The organism is Clostridium sp. BJN0013 (genome assembly GCF_040939125.1).
Lineage (GTDB): Bacteria > Bacillota > Clostridia > Clostridiales > Clostridiaceae > Clostridium_B.
In genome coordinates, this window is sequence record NZ_CP162495.1 from 3145270 (window position 1) to 3167210 (window position 21941).

The window sequence follows — 21941 nt, forward strand, 5'->3', positions numbered from 1 at the left end:
ATTACAACCCCCTTTGTGCCAGCGCCAAATTATACCCTTGGTTTATATTGTCATATTTTGTGGTGCCCTCCGATAGTTGTTTGCCATCTAATATAGTTTTGTTTACCAACACTATGGATTGAACAGCCTGCTGTGTAGCCTGTTTTATAGCATCCAATGAAATATTATTTGTCTGCACAGAATTATTCGTATTAACAATGGTTGGGCTTATTGAAGATAAATTTATATCTGTATTCAAGCTGTTAATTTGCTCTTTTAAATTGCTTATTATATTTGGGATTACACTTAATGAATTTTCAAGTCCTGCTACAAGCCTATCACCCAAAGAAGAACCCGCCAATTCATAATCTTTGCCATAACTTTTAAGTAAATTTATTATTTCACTTTGGTTATTATTTACTATCATTTTTTGTGCCTCTGCATCTATATTCGCATCCTTGAGTTTATCAGCATAGAATTCTTCTATATTTTTAATCATCTGGTCGCTATTTTCTTTAATCTGGTCAATCTGTTTTTGCAAATCATCTTTCTGCTGGTCAAGAGCTTCTTTTTGCTTACGTCTCTCTCTGGTTTTTATAAGTTCATCAAGTTCCTCCTGGAGCTCTTTTTTCTTTTCAGCCCCATAATGCATATTTAACTGTCGTCTTAATTCGGCTTCCTTATCAGCATCATCTTCATCCTGGTATTGTATATCAAGTGCATTTTCCTGTTTATCCAGGGCATCTATTTTCGCCTGTAATATTTTAGTCTGGGTATCTGTAGCAAGGTTAATCTGCTTTTCTGCGGCATCCTGTTCATCCTGGTACCTCTGCTTTAATGCATCTTTAATTTTATCACTAACCTCATTAATATCATCTATGGTACTTTTCTTTAGATTATCAACTAAATCCAGAATATCCTTACCAGTCTTTTGGTATGCATCTCTTACATCTTGTATTTTTTTAAGCATATCAAGGGCTTTATCTGAATTGTAGCCGTATTGATTGCCAAGCTTATTGTATTCAGCTGTAAGAATATTTATTTCTGTGCTCTGGTCAGTCATAACACCTAATAAATTCCTTGTATCTGTTTCAAAATCACCTGTAGAGGTTTGGAGGTTTTTTATGTCAACATCCAGCCTGGTAATAGCTGCATCAGCAGTAATAGCACCTTTATTATAATCTTCAAAATATTTACTTCTTGCATTTCTTTCATTCATAACAGAATTAGCAAGTGCGGTATTGAGTTTAACTACACTGTTATTTATATACACCTCATTGTCATTCAAAGCTTTAGCAAGTTCATTTTTAAACTCATCCCAGGCATCATATTTCTTAAGTGAATTTCCAAAAGCATCACTTATAGCTTTACCTAGATTAGACATTGCATTACTTATTAGACTAACCTTACTCTTTATCCCATCTGCCATACCTTCAACCAATGAAGCTCCTATGGTTTTGCCAGCATCACCCGATGAACCAATACTTAAAATCTTTGATGTATCATTGGCATTTAAAATAGTTTCTCCACCAGCGGCAGAGTACTCAAGTTCAGGTCCATTTTCGCCGACAATTCTCCAGCCAGCTATGGCGTTGGTTGTGCCTGATGCATAACCAATATAATTACCACTGAACAAATTAGGAATGTTCATTACATTCCCATATCTTTTTTTAATGTATCTTATGGCACTGGCTGCATTTGCTATTGGATTTAATATATCGTTTAAACCGGGCATCATATTTTCTGTAAAAGTACTTCTGAGCATCTGCATAAGCCCAGTCGCATGTTCTCCTCCAACACTTATACTGTTATAGGCAAGTGGATTGCTACCGGATTCTCTTTTAACTAATTGTATTAATCCTGGAAGCCAACTCATGGGAGTCCCGGTAATGCCAAGCGCAGCAGTCAGCCATTGAGATATTTGTCCACTAGCACCCTGGGCATAATCAATCATAGCCCCAATTTTATTTTGGAAGAAAGTGAGAACATCTTTTGACGACATACCGTTTATAAAACCCTGTATTACATTTTCACCTATTGGAAATGTTACTTTAGAAGGTGAATGTATATCAAAGCCTTCCGGCCCGGTAAACGCCTCAATAACCTTTTGGGTAAGTTCATGAGCAATGCTAACTGCGTTATCCTCGGCAGATTTCATACCAGCTGAAAGACCATTGGTGACATCCTGTCCTATGGGATTGGCAGATGCGGCAAGAGCATTTAAAACAGCTTTATTGTCTGAAGATACTTTATTTGTTGCTGTTAGCACATTTGAAGCACCATTATTTATTCCAGCAGTTAAATTATTCATAGACGAGGCACCATAGGTTGTATGAAGCTGTACATAATTACTTAGTATAGCTTTATTGTCTGTAGTTACTTTGGTATTGGCATTTGTAACTACGCTTTCATTACCAGTTATAGCATTATCTAAGTTATCCATAGATTCAGTGCCATAATCGGTATGAGCCCTAGAATAATCGTCTAAAATATTCTCATTATCAGTTGTTACTTTAGTATTGGCATTTGTTACAATATTTTCATTTCCGGTTATACCAGCTCCTAAATTATTCATAGAGTTTTGGCCATGAGTATTAAATGATTGTGAAAAGCTTATAGCTAAATTTCCTATGTTAGAATTTAAAGCTTTTATAGAATTTATAACAGAAGCTGAACTTCCTTCTATACCTAGTCCAAAATTCTTATTACCCTGCTGTCCATAATCAAGATATTTTTGTATTAAGGAAGTCATTAAGGTATTTATGTTAGATTCTAGTGTATTTAATGGTTTTGATATTGAAGATACACTATTTTCCATTCCTCTGGCAAAATATTTATTTAGATTTGCCCCATATTCTTCTGTGGATTTTAATTGCTCTCCAGTATCATTTCCGGATGGATTATTACTTTTATTTACTTGTTTTAATATATTGTCTGTAGAATTTGCGTCTATGACAGTTTCACCACCAGCAAAATAATAAAGTTCGGGTCCTTCTTCACCGACTATATGCCAACCAGGAGAGGCGTTGTTAGTACCAGAAGCATACCCTTCTTCAGGAATATAGCCACCTACAACCGTACCAATCTTTTCATCACTTGAACCACTACCCCGTAATGAACTTAACCACTTTTTAAAATCTGTCCACTTCTTTTTAATTCCTTCGACTAAATTTTTCCATTTTTCGCTAAGACTTTTTATAAATTTATCATATCTACCTAAAGCATCACCTGTAGTTGTATCTATTTCAGAAGATACATTTTTATTCATATCAGTGAGATGGCCTACAACTTGATCCCTCTGGTCTTTAGCCGCCTGAATACTTTGGTCTCTTTGCCTTCCTGCATCTGCAATTAATTTATCAGCTTGATCAGCTGTAAGGGAATGAGTAACGTCTCTCTGATATATAAAGCCGGCAACAGTCTTATCATATTGGTCGTTAGCTGCTGCTATAGCCCCATGACGTTGTTTGTTGGCACTTTTTATTACACCCTGTGCCTGCTGTTCCGTAATACTGGTACCATAGCTTTTCATTCTTTCAAGTATAACTTTGCTTTCAATTTCATTATCTGAAAGACTTTGAACCGCATTGGTTCTCATCTTATCCTGAAGAGAATTTACCTCCTGTTGTTCCTGCTCTGTTAAATCCCTATGATTATTTGATGCCCTCTGATATATAGCTGTTATTTGTGCTTGATATTCAGTTATTTTTTGCTTTTTATTATTATTATAAGCCTGCATATTTTGTAGTATTTTTTGTTCATCCTGAGCATTTAAGGCACTACTTTTATCAAAGAAGCTTTTCATCTTTGTGTATCTATCATTATTTTGCTTATCCATAGCGGTTTTAATTTTAGTTCCCATTGCCGTGATTTGTTGAACTATACTATTGACCTGTTGCTGTGTTATACCCACAGACTGAGTTAAAGTATCCCTAAAATTTTTAATCATAGTATTTTTTTGTTGTGTACTTAATCCAGATACTTTATTTACCATTTGTGTATATTGAGCAATAATTTTTTCCACATTTTCTTTGCTAAGATTCCCTGTTTGTGTTACTAATTGTTTAAACTGGTTGATTGAATCTGTTTTCATACCTGCACTTAAATCTTTAGCGCCATTGACCATTTCGGTGTATTGACTTATAACAGACTGTTTAGTTTGGTTACTAAATTTATCAGCATCTATATATATATCCATCATAGTCTTCTTAAAACTATCATCCATTTTCATATAAGAACTAACAGCTTCTTTAGTACTCTTCGATATCTTTATCGTCCGTTCTTGAAACGACACAGCTGTCTGCCCTTCTGCAAGTTGAACACGCTTTGATGTTTGTTCAACCTTATCTGCAAATAAGTCTACCTGTGGTATTGTCTGGTCTGTAGCTGCTTTATATGCTCTGTATACCCCATATCCTGCAGCCGCAACTCTAGCAATGGCAAGTACATATGGTCCTGCTGCCAATGCTGCACTTCCTAAGCTTGCTATAAATCCACCACTAGCAGCTGTCGCACCTGCCGTTGCAGCTCCGGTTTCTGCGGCAGCAATGCCTGCTTTCTTTATACCTTCTTCCGCAACTTTGGATGCGGTCCCCATCTCTGCAGATTTTTTTACGTATTTACTCCAAAAATCTAAAATATTACCTCCACTTTTAGCTAAACCACCAAATACTTTTAAAGTAGCACCAGCTGCAACAGTAACGCCAGTAAAATCAACAATTAATTTCTGTGTTCCAGGGCTTAAATTCCCAAATGCATCTGCCAATTTTCCTACTGTGTCAGCAATACTTTTTATTGTTGGCGCAAAATTTTCCTCTAGCTTTATAGCTGTAGCTTCAAGGGAACCCTTCATTTGTTCGATAGCCTTTTGAGTTTCGCCCATCTGAGTATTAGCAAGTCTTGATGCGGATGTCTGATCATTAGTTGCTTTAGTATACTTCTGTATACCTTCCGCGCCATTGCTCATTAAGATACTTGCGGCACGTGTCGCATCAGAACCAAAGATTATACTCATTGCGGATTGGCTTGAAGAATCAGATAGCTTTCCCATATGAGTTTGTAACTCTTGAGCAATACCGGCAGCATCTTTCATATGGCCACTACCATCCCATACATTTATACCTAATTCTTTCATTTTTGCCGCTGCTTCATCTGTTGGGGCTCCTAACCTTTGAAGTGCAGTTTTTAAAGAAGTACCTGCATCTGATCCAACAACCCCTCTATCGGCAAAAGCTCCTAATGCTGCCGTAGTGTCTTGAATAGACCAACCTGCCAGATTAGCTTGTGCCGAGCACTGAGCCAATCCTTCTGTTAAGGGTTCTACATCTGTTGAAGATGCTGCAGCAGCTCCTGCAAGTGCATTTGCCGCCTCACTCGCTTGCCCTGCAGATAATCCAAAGGCACCCATAGCTTGAACTATTGTATTGGCTGCATCACCAAGCTGCATACCGGATGAGGCTGCTAATTTCATTGTTGCATCAAGTGCACCAGTTTTAATTTGGGCTTCTGTGAGCCCTCCTTTAGCAAGCTCTGTTATAGCATTTCCCGCCTCTGTCGCTGAAAACTGGGTATCTGCCCCCGTTTTTAAAGCAAGTTCTCTTAGACTTCCCATTTGACTAATAGGTTTATTTAAGGCTCCAGAAGCTTGGCTCATAGAAGTTTCAAAATCTATCCCAACCTTACCGGCTGCTACGCCAATACCAACTAATGGAGCAGACAGCATTAACAAAGTGTCCCCCATTCTTCCAGCAGTATCTCCAACAGTTTTAAATCTTTCTCCACTTTCTTTCAAGGAGGCGCTTAGAGACGTTAATTTAAAGTTAGCAATTTTTCTATTTGTACTATCCAATTGGCTTTCAAAATTTTTCAGTCTTCCTTGTGCATTGTTAAGTTGAATAGTATAGCCTTGAATAGTTTTATTGTTATTCAGGACAGTTCTCTCGTTATTTTTATATTTGTCAGTAAGATCATTAAGATTTTTTTCTAGTTTTTTGTCTCTTCATTTTCTGCACCTAAGACAGCCTTACTTTCTTCATATGCAGTTTTTGCAGCATCAACCTTACTTTTTAAGTCCATCATTTTTTTAGAGTTTTCTTCAAGAGTCTTTTTAGATTTTTCCAATTGCTCTGAATAACTTTGAACTATTTTACGTTGAACTTCTATTTTATCTCCTAAAGATTGGGCATTGTCTTTTAAGCCATCAAGATTTTTGCCCCAGTCCTTAACACCGGCAACACTAGCTTTAAATTCACTATCAATTGTTCCTAAATTTCTTTTTAAATTTTGAATTCCCTTACTAAAGTTGGAATCATCTAACGCCACTCTTACCGCTAGGGAGCTAATTTCTTCTTCCATTACATACTCACCTCCTCCCGATTCTTACCAAAATAAAAAAGCCTTGGAATAAGGCTTTCAAAATATCTCTTTTTATTCTGCAATAGTTTCCTTAGACGCTTTGATTGCAAATATACCAGAAATTAAAAATAAAACAAATACTATAAGGCATGATATAAAGGTTATAGGACTATCTCCTATTGTGGAAAAGAAAGCAGCAATAAAATCAAATATTCCAGCCACTATCATAACCTTTCCAGCCGTTTTAGTTTTACTTTCAACCATCAAGGCATATACAAGCCCAATTATTTGAAAAATAATCCCAATGGAAGCTGCAATTATAACATCATTTGCATTCTTATCAGTAGCTGGTGAATTTAATCCCACATATAATAATCCACCACAACTAATTATACCAACAACTCCAGCAATTATACCTAAAATAAAAGCAGTTTTTTTCATGCAAAAATCCCCCTTCTAATACCTCTATAATATCAAAAAGAAGAATATATTTCCACTATCAGTATTAAATCAAATTCTCAATAGTGGTTCTATTAATTTCTTTATCTTCATCTTTATTTGCTTTATATGCAAGTAAATCAAGATAATAAAAAAAATCCATATTATCTATGGATTCTAAGGATTCGCCTGCCATTAACCTATCTAAATATATATCTTTTATAAAATCCTCCAGAGTTACTTTTCCTTTTTCTCTGGAGTTTCCTTGTTTGGGAATCTATCTAAATGTAACCCTAAGTTACTTATTATTGCACTTATACATTCATCAAATTTAGGGTTTATTTCTTCGGCATTTAAGCCGTCGTATACATCATCTGGTTCAAACTGTTTACCGAATACATCGCATATATATCCTACAATTGTATCTAAATCTTCCGGCTTCACATTTGCATAATTTATTTTAGAATCATTTATAAATTTAAGCGTATCCCTTACAACTCTTGCCTTTGGGTGGGGCATGGTATATTCATTGTCATTTAATTTTATCGTTACATTTTCCATATATAAATTCCTCCTATTAGATTTTTACTACACTGTAAAATTAACCACAATATTATTTGCAAGTTTAGACCCTTGAGAAGTTTTAACTGCTTTTGTTGCTATAGCAATATAACTTCCAGCTTCTAATGCATTTTTAGGGGTTAATGTTACAGTTTTGGCATCCGTACTAATAACTATAGTGGAATCCACTGGCGTACCATCTGCTTTAAGCAAGAATACGGATGAATCATCTACAGTATACTGATTTATTACTTTATTAAATACAAAATTTACTCCACTATTAGCAGCTACTCCCGTAGCTTCATCTGCTGGTGTAGTAATTGCTGTAAGAGGTGCCGTATCAATATTAGGTTGATATACTACATCAAACCAATGTGTCATTGCGTCTGCATCCATACCATTATTTTCATCAGCAACAAATTTCCAATTATCATCATCCCTTGTAACAAATGTAGCCTTAAGACTTGGAGTAGCAAAATCTACTTTATCAGACTTAGTTTTGTATTCTTCTGTTATTTCTTCAAATTTTCCTTTTAATAACCATACAAACCTATAAGTATTATCTCCTTTTAAAGATTTAAACCCTATAGCCACATATGGGGCATTATCATTTCCACTGTGGACTAATACCCCATTATCGTCTATAGTATGCCCTAGTAAATCGGCTTGGGATTGCAGAGGCACATCTTGAGTTTGCAATTCAACATCTATCTCTCCAAGGGTAGTAGAATTTTCGACTGATTTATCATCTGCATACTGCGTAGCAGTATTAGTTTTTGGTGTTATTTTAGCCTGTATTGCAGGACTTAATAGTTTAGGTGCATCATAGCTTATCCCATCATCATGCATTATTGCATATACTAAATTTTTTAATCCTACCTGTCCACTATGTTTTGCCATTATTTATTCCTCCTTAAATCTTCTAAAATAAAAAAGAACACTTCTATAAATGCTCTTCTGCCTGTTGAAATCTTATTATTTTGTGATTAAGTTTTGTATCAGGTTCATAGTCCTCTGTTGCATAGGTTCGATACCAACCTGTGGCAATCATTAAATTTAGAACCTGTATATATAAATCTTCAAAGCTACCTTTCGTAAAAATATTTATCTGAACTGAATATGTTGTAGCTATTTCCTTATCTTCTGCAAAAGCTTCTCCGTACTCATTATAAAACTGATATGTTATATAGGGATCTGCTCGGCCTTCATAAAACAGATGCTTGACTGGAACCCCTATAGGTTTTAAAATATTTTCTATATCATTCATTATAAAGCCCTCCGAATTTCTTCTTTTATTATTTCTGCAACTTCCCTTTTATGTCTTTCATAGGCGGGTTGTATAAATGGGCGAGCTGGCATTTTAGAAGTTCCAAACTCAATGAATTTGCCATAATAAGCTTTGCTTATATCTCCTTGTGATACACCGATTTTGATAGATTTAACTCCATTTTTAGTATTTATTTTTCCAACTGCCAAGGCTTTTCTTAAATCTCCAGTATCATCTTTAAATGCAGTAGTATTTTTCATATCATCAAGAATAGGTTGTGCGCCTGCTTTAAGCGCCCTATTTTCAACACTACTAAATTTAGCGTTTGTAACTTGAAGTTTTTCGATAAGTTCAGACATTCCGGTAAATTCAATATCAACTCCCAATTTTATCACCTCAATTGCAATGTCAAATCTATACTCGGCGGATTGGTATCATATTTATCCTGAATTATCATAATGTCATAATCCGTCTCACCAATAGTTACATGGTCATAAGTATCTATATTATCAAGCTGTGGTATTCTTATAACTTTATCTACTTTCATTTGATTAGCGTCAGCCTGAAAAAACCTTGTAAGCCCCAAGACACGTTTAGAAAATCCCAGGTTCTCATATTTGTTATTTTTCTGTCCGTCATCATCTTCGGTGTAGATAGTGCATACACCATCAGAGAAAGAAATAAATTCAGTCGGCGTCTTGATTCTCATATTATCACCCCACTACCACAGTGGCTTTTCCTGCTCTAATTGCCTTGCTATCCGCGTCTACCTCGACCACCAATATTTCACTACCTGCCGTTGCGCCTATGTCGGAAATTCCATCCCAGGAAGTATAACCTCCAATGCTGTCACAGATATCAAAATAACCAGGGAGGAGGAATCCTGTACCAAGCTTATACACATAGCTGTCACCATCATCAAGCCCGGGGGATACCTTTATTTTTGTATGCCCTGCTGTACCCACAATAGACACAACTAATAGTTTTTGTGGTTCTTTAAACTGGTATTGTAAATGCAGGTCCAAGAGTTCACTTGCAAAATTCTTTTCAAACATCTCAAGCGCCTGGCTGTTTGCATATCTGCAATAATCCAGAAGTAAAGCCTTGGGCTGGTCGTCTGCCATAAAATCCAGAGAAGGCACACCTGCAATATCTGTAAGGCGTGCCATCCCTCTTGCTATATAACCTCTTACATTATTATCCGTATTTTCATCCTGCCAGGTTATATGAAGATTAGATTTAACTTCCGACAATAGCTGTTCTACAATCGTATTGGCCATTTAAACCACCTCAATTAAGCCTGTTCTTTGGTCTTTACGACATTAGTAACCTGTACTTCAAAATCTGCCGGAACAACACCACTTATATCCAAAAGAATAAATGCGTTATCATCAAGTGCCCTGCCATTACCATACATTCTTACGGTATACACTCTTTCATCATCAAGGAATTTGAACTCATCAGAGTACTCAATTTTACCGCCAGAGGTACCACCACCAATACCCATAAAGTATCTTCTCGCAAGCCCTACCACAGCTTGACCTACTGGTATAGCCGGAGACTGGATAACAGTAGTTGGAAATGGAAAAACATTAGTTGCATAGGTCCCGTTTGTCGTTCTTAAAGTTGTCGCCGGGAAAACCTTAGTGAAGTAATCAGATGGATTAACAATTAGAACAACGCCTGGCACTGGTCTTCTTTTACCATTAGGTGCTTGAGAAATTATATCAAGTATTGTCCCATAAGACACAGGGTCAAATGCAGTTAAAGTAACAGGAGTTTTCTTTGGATACACACCACCAGTTACAGTTACATTATCTGCTACAGATCTATCCATGCCTATAGGTTCATTGTTACCAGTACCGTCTACAATTGCAGTTTCAAGCGCAAGCGCCAGGGCTTCACTCAAAGTTCCCCTTACATATGCATCCACCCATGTAGGTCCTATATTTAACATATCTTTACTAATAGGCATATAAGCAGTAAGTTTACAGATAGTTAAATCAATCTTGCCTATAACTCCCTGCAACTCTTTAGTTATTCCAGAATTTAACTCACCCCACTCAGCAAGTTGTGACCCCTGCTTATTTACAAGCATTTTAGTAAGTATAGTTGTATTGGTAAAAGTTATAGCATCAAGCAGCGGATGCGCTGTCTTTATATCTTCCAGCACATTGTCAATTATAGTTTCCGGAAAAGCTATATCTATATCAGTTATTGCCTGTTTCGGATTGCTCGACTTCATGGCTTCAATCAGCTTTCCATAATACTTCTGCTCTGCGGATGTAAGCTGGTGCATACCTCTCTTAGCTAGTATGTTTGAATCCTGTGTTTTCTGGTATGCATTATATTCTTCAAGTACGTTTTGCTGTACAGATTCAGCAAAATCAGTAAAAGCCTGTGTTATACCATCCGGATTGTCAGACTTAAAGGCATCTACCAATTTTTGCTTTAGTTCTTGTTGAATTAAATCTTTACTCTTCATTGTCATTATTATCATCCTCCATTTTCTTTTTAAATATTTCCATCAATTTTTCAGCATTGGTCTGCTGTTGTTTAGGCTCTTTAGGTGTCTTGGACTCCTTTTGTATTTGCAAAATTTGTTCCCTAATGAGCTGTTTAAGTTCCTGCTGTACCTTTGCATTATTACTGTCCTTAGCCTTAGATTTTTGGACTTTATCTTTCAGGCACTCAGGAAGATTTTTGTACATAGAAAAAAACTGGCTATCTGCATATGCCGCAATAGTCAAGCCTTCTCCAACTTCAACATTAAAGTATTTCGCCGCATCTTCGCCAGTCATCCAGGTGGAATCATCTACCATTTGTTTTATAGTGTCGGCTTTGACACCTTCTTTTACATTTTCCATATATACATTTAGAATTGATTCGTCACATTTATCTAAATCATCAGCATACTTTCTCATATCATTGGCGTTACCTATACAAATGCCCCACGCTTTGTGTATCATGAATTGCGCTGTTTTAGGAATTATTACTTTGTCCCCAGCCAGGGCAATCACGGATGCGGCACTTGCTGCTACTCCGTCTACGTGTACAGTTTTGTTGGCTGGATTTCTTTTTAATGTGTTGTATATGGCTAATCCTGCAAAGGCATCACCGCCGCCGCTGTTGATATAGATATTCACATCCTTATTACCCTCAAGCTGATTTAAAAAGTCTGTTACATCCTGTGGACATTTATCTTCATCCTGCCATTTGTCCCATGTCGAGCCGCAAATATCGCCATAAAAATAAAGCTCCGAGGAGCTTTCAGTTTGGTTTTTTATTTCCATCTTCCCATTCACTTTTTCTTTGCCAGATTTATCTTTACTTTTAAATTCCAGAATCTTGGCCATTTCCTTCACCTCCATTCATCAATTTTTGGTAAAATAAAAACACCTACCTTTCAGTAAGTGCTATCTGCTAATTTTTCATCAAAACCATAGCCTAAAAAGTCAAGTATTTTATTTTCCCTTTCTTCTGAATAATATTTATACTCAGGATACCATTCAAAAAAATCTTTATCACTTTTACTAGCATTGCAAGCTCTACATGCTGGGATTATATTGCCCATGCTATATCCTCCGCCTTTAGAAAGTGGTATAAAATGCTCTTGCTCTAATGGCACTTTCTTACCGCAATATGCACATCTATTGTTAAAGTACTCTTTGGTTTTGTCCCATTGACTGCTTGTAAAATTATGCGGCAGTTTTCTTTTTCTGGCTCTCCTGCGATTAGTTCTAATATTACTAAGCTCCTTATTATTTTTTTGCCAAATTTTTTGCCTCCTTCTTTCACGTTCTTTATTCTTTTCTCTGTATATACTGTATTTTTCTGATATGCGTTTTTTGTTATTTTTTACATATATTTTTGCATATTCTTTATGCTTTTTGCAAAGAGTTTCTTTGTTCCTCTCGTAATATTGTTTCTGGACTTCTTTGATTCTTTTTTTATTTTTTTCTCTATATTTTTTATCATAATCTTTTTTATCCAACTTATGTTCCTTTGCATATTGCTTTAATTTTTTAGAAATGCGCTCTTTATTAGATTCATAATACTTTTTCTTGTACTTTTTTACACATTCCTTACACCAATAATTTAAACCATCTTTATTATTTTTATTTTTATTAAAGTAATTGAGGTTCAATTCTCTGCCACATTTAGTACATATTTTTGTTTTCATTCCCATCACTCCTTATCTATATTATACCACTACGATACCACCTTGACAACATTTTAATATCATGGTAATGTGTGTTTAAAAGGAGTGATTCATATGACTGTAAGTGATAAAAATACCAGAACTAACATAACTTTTTCTAAAGAATTAAAAAAACGTCTTGAAGAATTAGCAAAGCAAGAAAATAGAAGTTTTAATAATATGGTTATTACTATATTAGAAAACTACATGAAGTCTATTAAGAAATAAATTTAAACATTATTTTCGTTGTTTCCAATTGCATTTATTTCTTGATAATTTTTAGTTATCCAATGCTTTTGGCTCCACCCAGTGTTTAATGCAGTATCGCCTATCTTGACCCTTAATTCATCTATACTATAGCCACCGCTAGCAATAAGCTTATCAAATGCCTCAGATACATCAAAAACATTTATATGTCGAATTGACGTTGTATCAATTTTTACATATGAGCCCTTTAAGAAATCCCGTTTCCCATATCTTTTACGGGTTGCTTCTTCTCCAATTATTGTCGTTATAGGATCTATACAGAAACTTAAAAAGTTATCTGTTATTTTCCCTATATCTGCTATATCACCCCGGAGCAAAGATGGTGGTATCCTAAAGGCTTGTGCTATCCTATCAAAAGCCTCAGCCGTTATACCTTTTATGTCAGCAATCTCCGACGTACTTTTTTTGGCGGATGTGTCCTGTTGTTCCTCATATTCAACACCCTTAGGTAGATGCACAACAGCATTTTCGGCTTCAAAATATTTCCCAAATTGGTTGTTGAATAGTTCATCCAGTTTTTTCTTAAATTCCTTATCCCCTGTGGCTCCTGCATTCAGCTTCACAATTCCTTTTCTGCCTTGGGCACGCTTATATTTGCCCTCGGCCATGGCCGTCAAGTCTTCGTATTGGTTAACCAATTCGGCCAGAAGTACCCGAACATTAGTATCGTTTAATCTAAAATACATTACCTCAGACATTTTAAAAGTCCTGTTAAAATTCATTGTTTTGACGGACACATCTGTAAAATAATTCTCAATAACTGCATACTCAACCTGATTAAAACTATCTGCCACAAGCAACTGCCCATTCACATCAATTACCAAAGCTTCACCATAAAAAAGTAGATGAGTTATAAGCTTCTGTGAAAACTGCGTGGAGCTCTCATTTAAGTTTGGTTCTATATTCCATAGGTAATATTCATCACCTTTTACTTCTTTGCCATTGAAAAATGTTTTAAACTCGCATTTGCTTATGGCATTTGCAATAAAATTAATGGCCATTACTATGCCGAATTTTTCAATACTAAGTTTATTTTTCTTGTCTTCTATGGCCTTTTGGGTCACATATATTTCGCTCTTGTCTGCTCCAAAAAAATGCCTTGTCCAATCCCAAAATCCCAAAAATTCTCACCTTCTTTCAAGGTTAATAAGTATATACTCCTATATCCAAATCTATTTCCTCACTGTAGATTTGTATTTTACACGCTCTCAAATATCAGTTATTATTTCAAATTAATTTAACCACTAGAATGAAAAAAGGATAAAAGAATATGAGAAATATATCTAACATTCTTTTATCCTTTGTTTTTGATATAAAATAAGAAATGGAGAAGCCACCGATCAAAGTTACTTCTCCAAATCTGAATAGAACTATAAAGATAGTTCAAACCAATAATATTATGATAATAGATTTTACAGTAAATTTCAATAATTATGATGATAGGATTTTAAAAAATTATTCAATTATTATTTATACTTGTCCAAAGTGTGGCGCAAAACATTCCTTAACTAGACATGGCTGCTACGAAAGAAATGTCTTCCTTATTGATGAATTTGACAATATACAAGATAGAAAGATGCTTATTTTAAGGGTTAAATGCTCTTCATGTAGGAGCACTCACGCTATTTTGCCCAATGATATTATACCTTATTGTATTTATTCTTTTTCATTTATTTTAAAGGTTCTAACAGCATATTATTCTAAGCAGCATAAAGTTAAGGAAATAAGTTCGAATTTCTCTATTTCTTTTCAAGTCATTTATGTGTTTATATCAAAACTTTCATCATTTCTTAATTCTTGTAAATCTGTTTTAAGAAGCCTAAGCTCCTCCATGGCTTCTACTCTAGATGCGATAGTACCCGCAATTGCCAACTATCAATTGAATGGGAACTTTTTATACCAATATTTCTTTAACTCTCAGTGGATATTTCTAATGCTTAAGTTTCAAAATGTTTTACCTCGTCCAATTTATATTGGGGGCTTCTACTGAGTACTTTTTCCAACCCACATAACTCTTGAATAGAATTTGATAGCTTGTCCTGGTAATATCAAATCAAATATATTTTAAGGAGGTTTTTCATTGTGAAAGATAAAGGAAAACAAGCCATAGCTCTTTTTAGATTCTCTTTAATAGCTCCTTTAGTAAATGAAACTTATGAAGCTGCTTCTAAAAATCAATTTTTTAGAGATATTGCGTCTAAAGAACATACTTTACCAAATGGACATAACATTAAAATTTCCTCTGGAACCATAAAAAAGTGGTTTCTAAATTATAAACATGGTGGTTTTGATGCACTTATACCTAAGGCGAGAGCCGATGTAGGACAACCTAGAAATATTGATGCTAATGCTATTGCAAAAATTCATGAATTAAAAGAAAGATTACCCTATATAACAGGAAGCTTAGTTTATCAAAAGCTTATTGAAGAAGGATATGTTAAAGAGAGTAAAACTTCTTTAGCAACAGTTTTAAGATACATAAGGGAAAATAACTTGAAAAGAAGCCAATTAGCTCCTGTAGATAGAAAAGCTTATGAAATGGAGTTTGCAAACGATTGTTGGCAGTCAGACACTTCCTATGGCCCTATTATTAAGGTTACTGGACAACAAAAGAAGAAAACTTTCTTGATAAGCTTTATCGATGATGCCTCCCGGCTAATACTTCATGGTGAATTTTTTTTTCAAGACAATGCGGTGAATATGCAGACTGTATTTAAAAAAGCTGTTTCAAAATATGGAATTCCTAAAAGACTATTTGTAGATAATGGAGGAACCTATAAAAATGATCAGTTACAGCTAATTTGTGCTTCTTTAGGAATTGAGTTAATTCATACAAAGGCTTACAGTCCAGAGTCAAAAGGTAAAATAGAAAGGTCCTTTAGAACTATAAAAGATAACTGGATGAATGGCATCAATTGGAATGATTACACTTCGTTAGAAGCCTTAAATATAGATTTCAATAAATACTTAAATGAGAAATATATCAATTGTATTCACTCCTCTTTAAGTATAACCCCTAGAGAAAGATATATTCAAGATATGGATAAAATGAAATTTATACCACATGAAGAATTAGATAACCATTTTCTACATCGAGTAAGTAGAAAGGTTAGTAATGACGCTACAATTAAATTAAATTGTCTTCAATTTGAAGTTCCTGCAAAGTATATAGGGCAAAGAATTAATTTAAGGTACTCACCTATAGATTTAAATAAGGCATTCATTTTTGACAAAGACAATAATATATGCGATACAGTTTATCCATTAAAAAAGGTTGATAATTCAAAGATTAAGAGAAATGTTATAGATTATTCTAAAGTCAATGGAGGAGAATAAAATGTATAAAGCTTATTGGGGAATGGAGTTTAATCCCTTTGAGAAAGGCTTAAGCGAAAAAAACTTTTTTCAATCTCAAGATTTTTCACAGGCAATGTCACGATTAGAGCATCTTAAAAATATTAAAGGAATAGGACTATTTACAGGTCAGTCAGGCATAGGAAAGACCTATACTTTACGATGTTTTACAAATTCATTGAACTCAAATTTATACAAAGTTATTTATCTAACACTATCTACTGTTACAGTATTGGAATTTTATAAATCCCTCGCCTACGGCTTAGGTGTAGAAATCTATTCAAAGAAAATAGATCTGTTTAAAGCAATCCAGGAAAGAATTATTTCATTATGTAGGGATAAAAAAATCACACCTGTAATTATTGTAGATGAGGCACAATACTTGAAAACAGAGGTTTTAAATGACCTTAAATTACTATTAAATTTTGATATGGACTCTAGAAATTATGCTGTGCTAATACTTTGCGGACAACCTCTTTTAAACAACATACTTTCAAAACAAATCCATGAAGCCTTAAAACAAAGAATTGTAATTAACTATAACTATGAAGGAATATCCAAAGAAGAAGTTATTGAGTATATTTCTTCAAGGCTAAAGCTTTGTGGAGTGTTCACTGAAATATTTAACGATAACGCTTTAGAAGCTGTAAATTCTTGTTGTAATGGTTCTACAAGAATACTAAATTTTCTTATTGAAAAATGTTTAATGATAGGCTATCAAAAAAACTTAAAAGTTATTGATACAGAAACAGTAATGTTAGCGCAAAATGAGATAAATCTTATTTAATTGAGGAATTCGTAAATAAAGTACCTTTGTTTCCATAATAGATATATTAAACTTTGAAGAAATACACAATTTATTAGAGCAGTTATCTGCTCTTTTTCTTATATAGGTTAAATTTGCTTGCAAAAGTTGGTTAATTTATTGTGATTAAAGGATATTCTATTGTGAAAATCTATATTGGGCCAGGATAAAATAGTTTGAAAAAAGTAGGAGAAAACAAAGTGTAAATCAACACCTCACCACTGTCCTCAAGCTCAACTCCACCACTACAAAACGCTGCTATCATAGCCATAAAACCATCTGTTTTTCTACTTTTAGGTTCTATTTTACCATAGGTCATATTGTCATATTTCTCTGCACATCTACAGGCGTTATTCGTATACCAGCGCATTAAAGGACTATTTCCATATACAATATTATGATTTACAAACAAACTGTTTATAGTTGGAGCGACAAGCATCTGGTCGGATGGTCTTGTAAGTTTTACATTATTTACTCCCTGCTTGTCTGTATCAAAACCTTCTTCCCTAAGAGCTTTGGCAAGCAACGTGTGCCTATATTTATCTATCCCAAGAGTAGTTATATTATACTTTTGCCCTTGTTCAGCTAACCAGCGGGCAGGAATATATGGAAATACTTCCACATCATCAACAAAGGTCAATAGCTTGCCGCCTTTTTCACTCGCCCATTCTTCAAGTGGTGCTTTAATTCTTCCTAAATCTTTACAATTTCTACATACCCATGTATGACTTATCCAATAATATTTACCTTTATATTTGAAGAGTAATCCGGCCACGACAAAGTCTGTTGTACTTGCATAGTCAATTCCAGCCATACAAGTACAGCCCGTTAAATCCGGTATGGATTGATTAGTTGCAAGTATATTGTCCCAGGAGGTAACTTCAACATCTTTATTCCCCATAGGAATATTCATCCTCTTAGTCATAAAAGCAGAGTTACTTACAGGGTCTTCTTTATAGTCAATATACTCTTTCTGTATCTCTCTAAAAAGTTCTTCATTGTATTGTAAAGAAGGATTGGCTTTATGCCACATTTTAGGATTATCTGCTTCTTTTTCATTATCAAGGCGGCAGATAAAAGGCAGCATCCCGTTGTCGCCGCCCTGCTCATTTAATATCCTAAGCCCCCTGGCTTTAATACTATCAAGTGGTCCGCCCCTAACATCCCCATCTGTTGTGGTTATTGTGGTGCGGGGGTTCTTCTTTTTACCAAGGCCAGTCTTAAATACATTTATAAGCTTATAGTCTTCATATTGATGGTATTCATCAAAATCTATTTTACCCGGCCTACCTCCATCTTTGGATTTTGCATTGCTGGTCCTAAACCTTAACTTAGACTTGGTTTTAAGATTTTCAATAAGTTCTTTATTCCAACTAAAATGTTTTTTAAGCTTCTGTTCATTTTCCTCCAAGACATTATACACATCTTCAAAAGAAGTCTTGGCCTGGTCTTCTGCATTGGCACATATGTCTATATCATAATGTTTTATTTTGTTATATTCGGATATCAGACAAAAATCTTCAAAACTTAAATAGCCATTCTTTCCCGTACCTCTTCCGACATACATAAATAAATCTGGCCATCTTAAAATGCCAGGTTTGGAATAAGTACAATTATGGAGGGTAAAACAAAAAATCTCCCATTCATATAAATCAAAGGGGAAATATTTTTGGAGACTTAAATATTTACGGAGCAGCTCTTCATCAACAAATAGATTTTCTTCTCTAAAACACTTTTCAACATAATCACATAACATGAATTGCTCTTTGCATATTTCTATGGTTCCACTACGAACTAAATCAATATAGTTTTGTATTTCAGGTATCAGCTTAGAGCTCGTCATCATCATCATAACCTACATTATCAGTCGTCAACTCCAATTGTTTTAAAATGGCTAACTTTTGCTTATTATACACTACCGCGTTTTTTACAGAGGGATTCTCTTTTTCAATTGGATATCCGGATGCAGACAATGCCTTATATGTTCGTCCTCTTTCCTTTATGTCCTTTTGCATCTCTTTTTCTTCTTTAAAATACCAGATATAATCATCAATTAAACCCAAAAAATGTTCAACATTTGCACTTTTATTTTCAAGCTGCTTAATTAAAGATTCCTTGATTTTTCTTGCGTTAGCCATATTTTCATCCCTCCTTTCACACTATTTTTTCTCACACGCGCGAGATTTCTGTTTTGTCTTCCCTGCTACCCGTTCTCCCAATATGATAGAATTTTCTCATTTTTTAGGTGGGGGGTATATAAATTATCCTGTAAAGCTATATTCACCATGATAATATTCTGAGGCCTTACAATAAGCTAGATGCGCTTCAAATGCTGTATTAAAATGACCTAGTTCTATCCTTTTACCTCCTACGCTTATTCTCGCCCTCCATCTTCCTACCCTTCTATGGAACTCTACACCTTTGTAGCCACTCGTATTACTGCTCTGTATCGGCATATTATAGCTATTTTCAAGACGGCTACATATCCTTAGATTACGCTTGCGATTATCATATCTTTTATGGTTGATGTGATCTACTTCTTTATTGCCTTTATAATTTAAAAGATATCTATGCAACCTTACTTCATTCTTATTTACATATCCTGTTACATATCTGTGTAATTATACCGCCCAATAAAAATCTTTTATTCTGTCATAATCTTCTAAATCAAAATAAAATATATTTCCCTTCGCATCATATCCTATACCATATTCTCCAGTTAAATCATAAGTATTATATTTGTATTTCATTTTTAACCTTACCCTCCTTATTATTCTGCATAATAAAAAGAGTAGGATTTATTACTGTCTCACGACATGTACCTACTCTTAATGGTATCACCACCTTTCAATATTCAACTGCGGCTTATTCTCTGCTCTATGGTGCATTGCATAATGACACTCCTTACACAAGCACATCAAATTGCTTTTAGTTAAAGCTAATTCTGGATGCTGCCTTAAAAACTTAATATGATGTACCGCCTCTGCAGGAGAATACATACCCTTAGACTTGCACATCTGACATTCATAATGTTGTTCTTCTAATACTTCTAGTCTCACATGTTCCCACAACGCAGAATTATAAAAAGCTTTTATATTATGATGTCTTATTAAATTACTAATCCATTGTACTAATTGCTGAGTGTTTAATATACCCATCTCCTTTAAAATATAAGAAAATAAGACCTTTAAAATTACTAAGTATCTTATTTGTAGTATAATTTGTACATACATAATAAAATTTTTAATCTAAGAGGTGTTAAAATTGCTAAATAAACATAAGAAAAACCCCAAAACCAGACAATACCACGTACAAATTACCAATTTCCCTAAAAATAAATTTGCATTGATAGCCTCCATAATATCTGCAATAGTATCTCTAACTTCACTTGCATTTTCAATTGGACAATACTATCAAAATTACCAGATTACTAAAGAACAAGCCTTAAAATCACAGGCTCAAACTATATCGGCTTGGATTAAAGAAGATCAAGATAATCAAGATAACAACACTGTAGCATTAAATAACTTATCAAATGAACCGGTATATGATGTCGTAGTTACTGTAGTAACTATAGGGAATAGTGGTTCATATGCAGAAAATGGATTACAACTTAGAAAATACCCTAACGAAACTGAGGAACAATTATCTACTAATAGAAATGGCGTAGCTCTTAGTATACTTCCACCTGGTAAATATAAAGCTAAAATGCCTTATATTTCTCATGGTATGTCACGTAAGTTTGGAGTAGAAGTTGCATTTAGAGATTTTCAAAACAATTGCTGGGTTATATCTGGAAATGGTCATTTATCACAAATTAGTAAAGATCCTTTTAAATATTACGATCTTCCATCTCCAATTGATTTTGGAAGTATACAAAATCAATAAGATATTCTTCACAAAATGCTTTCTGTTTTGGTGTAAGCTTAGCCATTAATGCCACCTCGCTTTCTTTAAATTTATGGTACGAAAAAAGAGCCCTAATTATAAGGCTCTATCTACTTAACTTATACATTGCATATTGATTTAATGATACTCCCTCTCTCTGTGCTTCAATAGCTAATTGCCTATGCAAACTCTTTGGCACTCTAAGAACAAACTTACCACTGTAATTTTCATCTCCTGTTGGTTCAGGAATAGGATCTCCATATTGTAATTTTACTTCAAGCCATCCCTTCATAGCTTCCCTTAGACTTTTATATGCTTCCTCAAAAGTTTCTCCTGTACTTTGGCATCCATCAAGTTCCAATACTTTACCATAATAATAGCTACCACTTTCATCTGTAACCTGCTGTATTAAATAGTTATAAGGTAAACTCATGTAATAATTAATATCTTTTTTATCCATATCTAAAAGGTAGGAGCCATTACACTTGGAAGATTTAAGGAGGATTATCTCCCTATTCTTCTAAGTACATCTTTAACATACACAGCCTTCAAAGGGTTTTCTTCTTTTATAGTTATCACATCCCCTTCTTTATTTCTAAAGTGTCTATGTGAACCGTTCTTCCTTACTAATTCATATCCATACTCATTTAATACCTTCGTTATTTCAGTAAACTTTATTCCATTCGGCTGCCTTTCCATTTTACTTATTATCTTTTCGACCCCCACCTTGTACTCACCTCCTATAATTATAGTACCATATATAGTACTATAAGTCAAGAGTATATTTACATTTTTAAAAAATTTACCCAACTAAAAATATTTATTAA

25 protein-coding genes and 1 pseudogene are annotated in these 21941 nt (G+C 34.5%); 5 read left to right on the forward strand and 21 right to left on the reverse strand.

The genetic code is table 11. From position 1 onward, the window contains the following. Position 1: 1 nt before the first annotated feature. From AB3K27_RS16325 to AB3K27_RS16385, 13 genes are all read right to left on the reverse strand, one after another. Entirely contained in the window at positions 2–5827 is a 5826-nt protein-coding gene (locus tag AB3K27_RS16325; RefSeq protein ID WP_368488433.1) for a phage tail tape measure protein, read from the reverse strand. 134 nt (positions 5828–5961) lie between these two features. Beyond that, on the reverse strand, positions 5962–6333 hold the full coding sequence (locus AB3K27_RS16330; protein WP_368488434.1) for a hypothetical protein: 372 nt from the start codon (positions 6331–6333) through the stop codon (positions 5962–5964). Positions 6334–6405: 72 nt separating this feature from the next. Further along, a complete protein-coding gene (locus tag AB3K27_RS16335) occupies positions 6406–6774 on the reverse strand; it encodes a DUF4064 domain-containing protein (RefSeq protein WP_368488435.1) in 369 nt (122 codons plus the stop codon). A 64-nt stretch (positions 6775–6838) separates the two neighbouring features. Further along, positions 6839–6967 carry a hypothetical protein gene (locus tag AB3K27_RS16340; RefSeq protein WP_368488436.1) on the reverse strand — a complete coding sequence of 43 codons (129 nt, stop codon included), beginning with the start codon at positions 6965–6967 and terminating at the stop codon, positions 6839–6841. Between the two features lie 41 nt (positions 6968–7008). Next, positions 7009–7332, reverse strand: coding sequence for a phage tail assembly chaperone G (gene gpG, locus AB3K27_RS16345; RefSeq protein ID WP_368488437.1), 324 nt, complete (start codon positions 7330–7332; stop codon positions 7009–7011). Positions 7333–7359: 27 nt separating this feature from the next. After that, entirely contained in the window at positions 7360–8232 is an 873-nt protein-coding gene (locus AB3K27_RS16350; protein ID WP_368488438.1) for a major tail protein, read from the reverse strand. A gap of 43 nt (positions 8233–8275) precedes the next feature. After that, positions 8276–8599: a hypothetical protein gene (locus AB3K27_RS16355; RefSeq protein ID WP_368488439.1), complete on the reverse strand. Its 324-nt coding sequence runs from the start codon at positions 8597–8599 to the stop codon at positions 8276–8278. Next, positions 8599–8985 (reverse strand): HK97-gp10 family putative phage morphogenesis protein, encoded by a 387-nt coding sequence (locus AB3K27_RS16360; RefSeq protein WP_368488440.1) that lies wholly within the window; start codon positions 8983–8985, stop codon positions 8599–8601. Before AB3K27_RS16360 ends, AB3K27_RS16355 begins: the two co-directional genes overlap by 1 nt. Before the next feature lie 5 nt (positions 8986–8990). Beyond that, complete coding sequence (locus AB3K27_RS16365) at positions 8991–9308, reverse strand: phage head closure protein (protein ID WP_368488441.1); 318 nt, start codon at positions 9306–9308, stop codon at positions 8991–8993. Between the two features lie 4 nt (positions 9309–9312). After that, positions 9313–9879 carry a hypothetical protein gene (locus AB3K27_RS16370; RefSeq protein ID WP_368488442.1) on the reverse strand — a complete coding sequence of 189 codons (567 nt, stop codon included), beginning with the start codon at positions 9877–9879 and terminating at the stop codon, positions 9313–9315. 14 nt (positions 9880–9893) lie between these two features. Further along, entirely contained in the window at positions 9894–11090 is a 1197-nt protein-coding gene (locus tag AB3K27_RS16375; RefSeq protein WP_368488443.1) for a phage major capsid protein, read from the reverse strand. Further along, positions 11074–11955 (reverse strand): head maturation protease, ClpP-related, encoded by an 882-nt coding sequence (locus tag AB3K27_RS16380; RefSeq protein ID WP_368488444.1) that lies wholly within the window; start codon positions 11953–11955, stop codon positions 11074–11076. Before AB3K27_RS16380 ends, AB3K27_RS16375 begins: the two co-directional genes overlap by 17 nt. A gap of 50 nt (positions 11956–12005) precedes the next feature. Further along, the gene (locus AB3K27_RS16385; RefSeq protein WP_368488445.1) at positions 12006–12782 is read right to left on the reverse strand and encodes an HNH endonuclease; all 777 of its coding nucleotides are present in this window, start codon (positions 12780–12782) and stop codon (positions 12006–12008) included. 93 nt (positions 12783–12875) lie between these two features. Between AB3K27_RS16385 and AB3K27_RS16390 the strand changes: the two genes are divergently transcribed. Continuing rightward, a complete protein-coding gene (locus tag AB3K27_RS16390) occupies positions 12876–13028 on the forward strand; it encodes a DNA-binding protein (protein ID WP_368488446.1) in 153 nt (50 codons plus the stop codon). Between the two features lie 2 nt (positions 13029–13030). Here AB3K27_RS16390 and AB3K27_RS16395 read toward each other — a convergent pair whose 3' ends face one another. Next, positions 13031–14188, reverse strand: a complete 1158-nt coding sequence (locus tag AB3K27_RS16395; RefSeq protein ID WP_368488447.1) for a phage portal protein — start codon at positions 14186–14188, stop codon at positions 13031–13033. A gap of 278 nt (positions 14189–14466) precedes the next feature. Here AB3K27_RS16395 and AB3K27_RS16400 point away from each other — a divergent pair. From AB3K27_RS16400 to AB3K27_RS16410, 3 genes and pseudogenes are all read left to right on the forward strand, one after another. Then, a pseudogene (locus AB3K27_RS16400) lies at positions 14467–14763 on the forward strand (DUF6431 domain-containing protein); the annotation flags it as partial. A gap of 386 nt (positions 14764–15149) precedes the next feature. Beyond that, complete coding sequence (locus tag AB3K27_RS16405; RefSeq protein ID WP_368488021.1) at positions 15150–16403, forward strand: DDE-type integrase/transposase/recombinase; 1254 nt, start codon at positions 15150–15152, stop codon at positions 16401–16403. A 1-nt stretch (position 16404) separates the two neighbouring features. Next, a complete protein-coding gene (locus AB3K27_RS16410; RefSeq protein ID WP_368488020.1) occupies positions 16405–17208 on the forward strand; it encodes an ExeA family protein in 804 nt (267 codons plus the stop codon). Positions 17209–17377: 169 nt separating this feature from the next. Here the strand turns inward: AB3K27_RS16410 and AB3K27_RS16415 are convergent, their stop codons facing one another. From AB3K27_RS16415 to AB3K27_RS16435, 5 genes are all read right to left on the reverse strand, one after another. Continuing rightward, positions 17378–19078 (reverse strand): terminase TerL endonuclease subunit, encoded by a 1701-nt coding sequence (locus tag AB3K27_RS16415; protein ID WP_368488448.1) that lies wholly within the window; start codon positions 19076–19078, stop codon positions 17378–17380. Continuing rightward, complete coding sequence (locus AB3K27_RS16420; RefSeq protein WP_368488449.1) at positions 19056–19364, reverse strand: P27 family phage terminase small subunit; 309 nt, start codon at positions 19362–19364, stop codon at positions 19056–19058. The genes AB3K27_RS16415 and AB3K27_RS16420 overlap by 23 nt, the downstream gene beginning before the upstream one ends. Positions 19365–19487: 123 nt before the next feature. After that, positions 19488–19802 (reverse strand): AP2 domain-containing protein, encoded by a 315-nt coding sequence (locus AB3K27_RS16425; protein WP_368488450.1) that lies wholly within the window; start codon positions 19800–19802, stop codon positions 19488–19490. A 45-nt stretch (positions 19803–19847) separates the two neighbouring features. Then, positions 19848–19976, reverse strand: a complete 129-nt coding sequence (locus AB3K27_RS16430) for a hypothetical protein (RefSeq protein WP_368488451.1) — start codon at positions 19974–19976, stop codon at positions 19848–19850. An 87-nt stretch (positions 19977–20063) separates the two neighbouring features. Continuing rightward, positions 20064–20384 carry an HNH endonuclease gene (locus tag AB3K27_RS16435; protein ID WP_368488452.1) on the reverse strand — a complete coding sequence of 107 codons (321 nt, stop codon included), beginning with the start codon at positions 20382–20384 and terminating at the stop codon, positions 20064–20066. Positions 20385–20490: 106 nt separating this feature from the next. On the opposite strand from AB3K27_RS16435, the gene AB3K27_RS16440 reads away from it, so the two are divergent. After that, on the forward strand, positions 20491–21114 hold the full coding sequence (locus AB3K27_RS16440; protein WP_368488453.1) for a hypothetical protein: 624 nt from the start codon (positions 20491–20493) through the stop codon (positions 21112–21114). A 106-nt stretch (positions 21115–21220) separates the two neighbouring features. On the opposite strand, the gene AB3K27_RS16445 is transcribed toward AB3K27_RS16440, so the two are convergent. Together AB3K27_RS16445 and AB3K27_RS16450 are read right to left on the reverse strand one after the other, a co-directional pair. Beyond that, a complete protein-coding gene (locus AB3K27_RS16445) occupies positions 21221–21574 on the reverse strand; it encodes a type II toxin-antitoxin system HicB family antitoxin (RefSeq protein ID WP_368488454.1) in 354 nt (117 codons plus the stop codon). 44 nt (positions 21575–21618) lie between these two features. Continuing rightward, the gene (locus AB3K27_RS16450) at positions 21619–21840 is read right to left on the reverse strand and encodes a type II toxin-antitoxin system HicA family toxin (protein ID WP_368488455.1); all 222 of its coding nucleotides are present in this window, start codon (positions 21838–21840) and stop codon (positions 21619–21621) included. Positions 21841–21941: the final 101 nt, after the last annotated feature.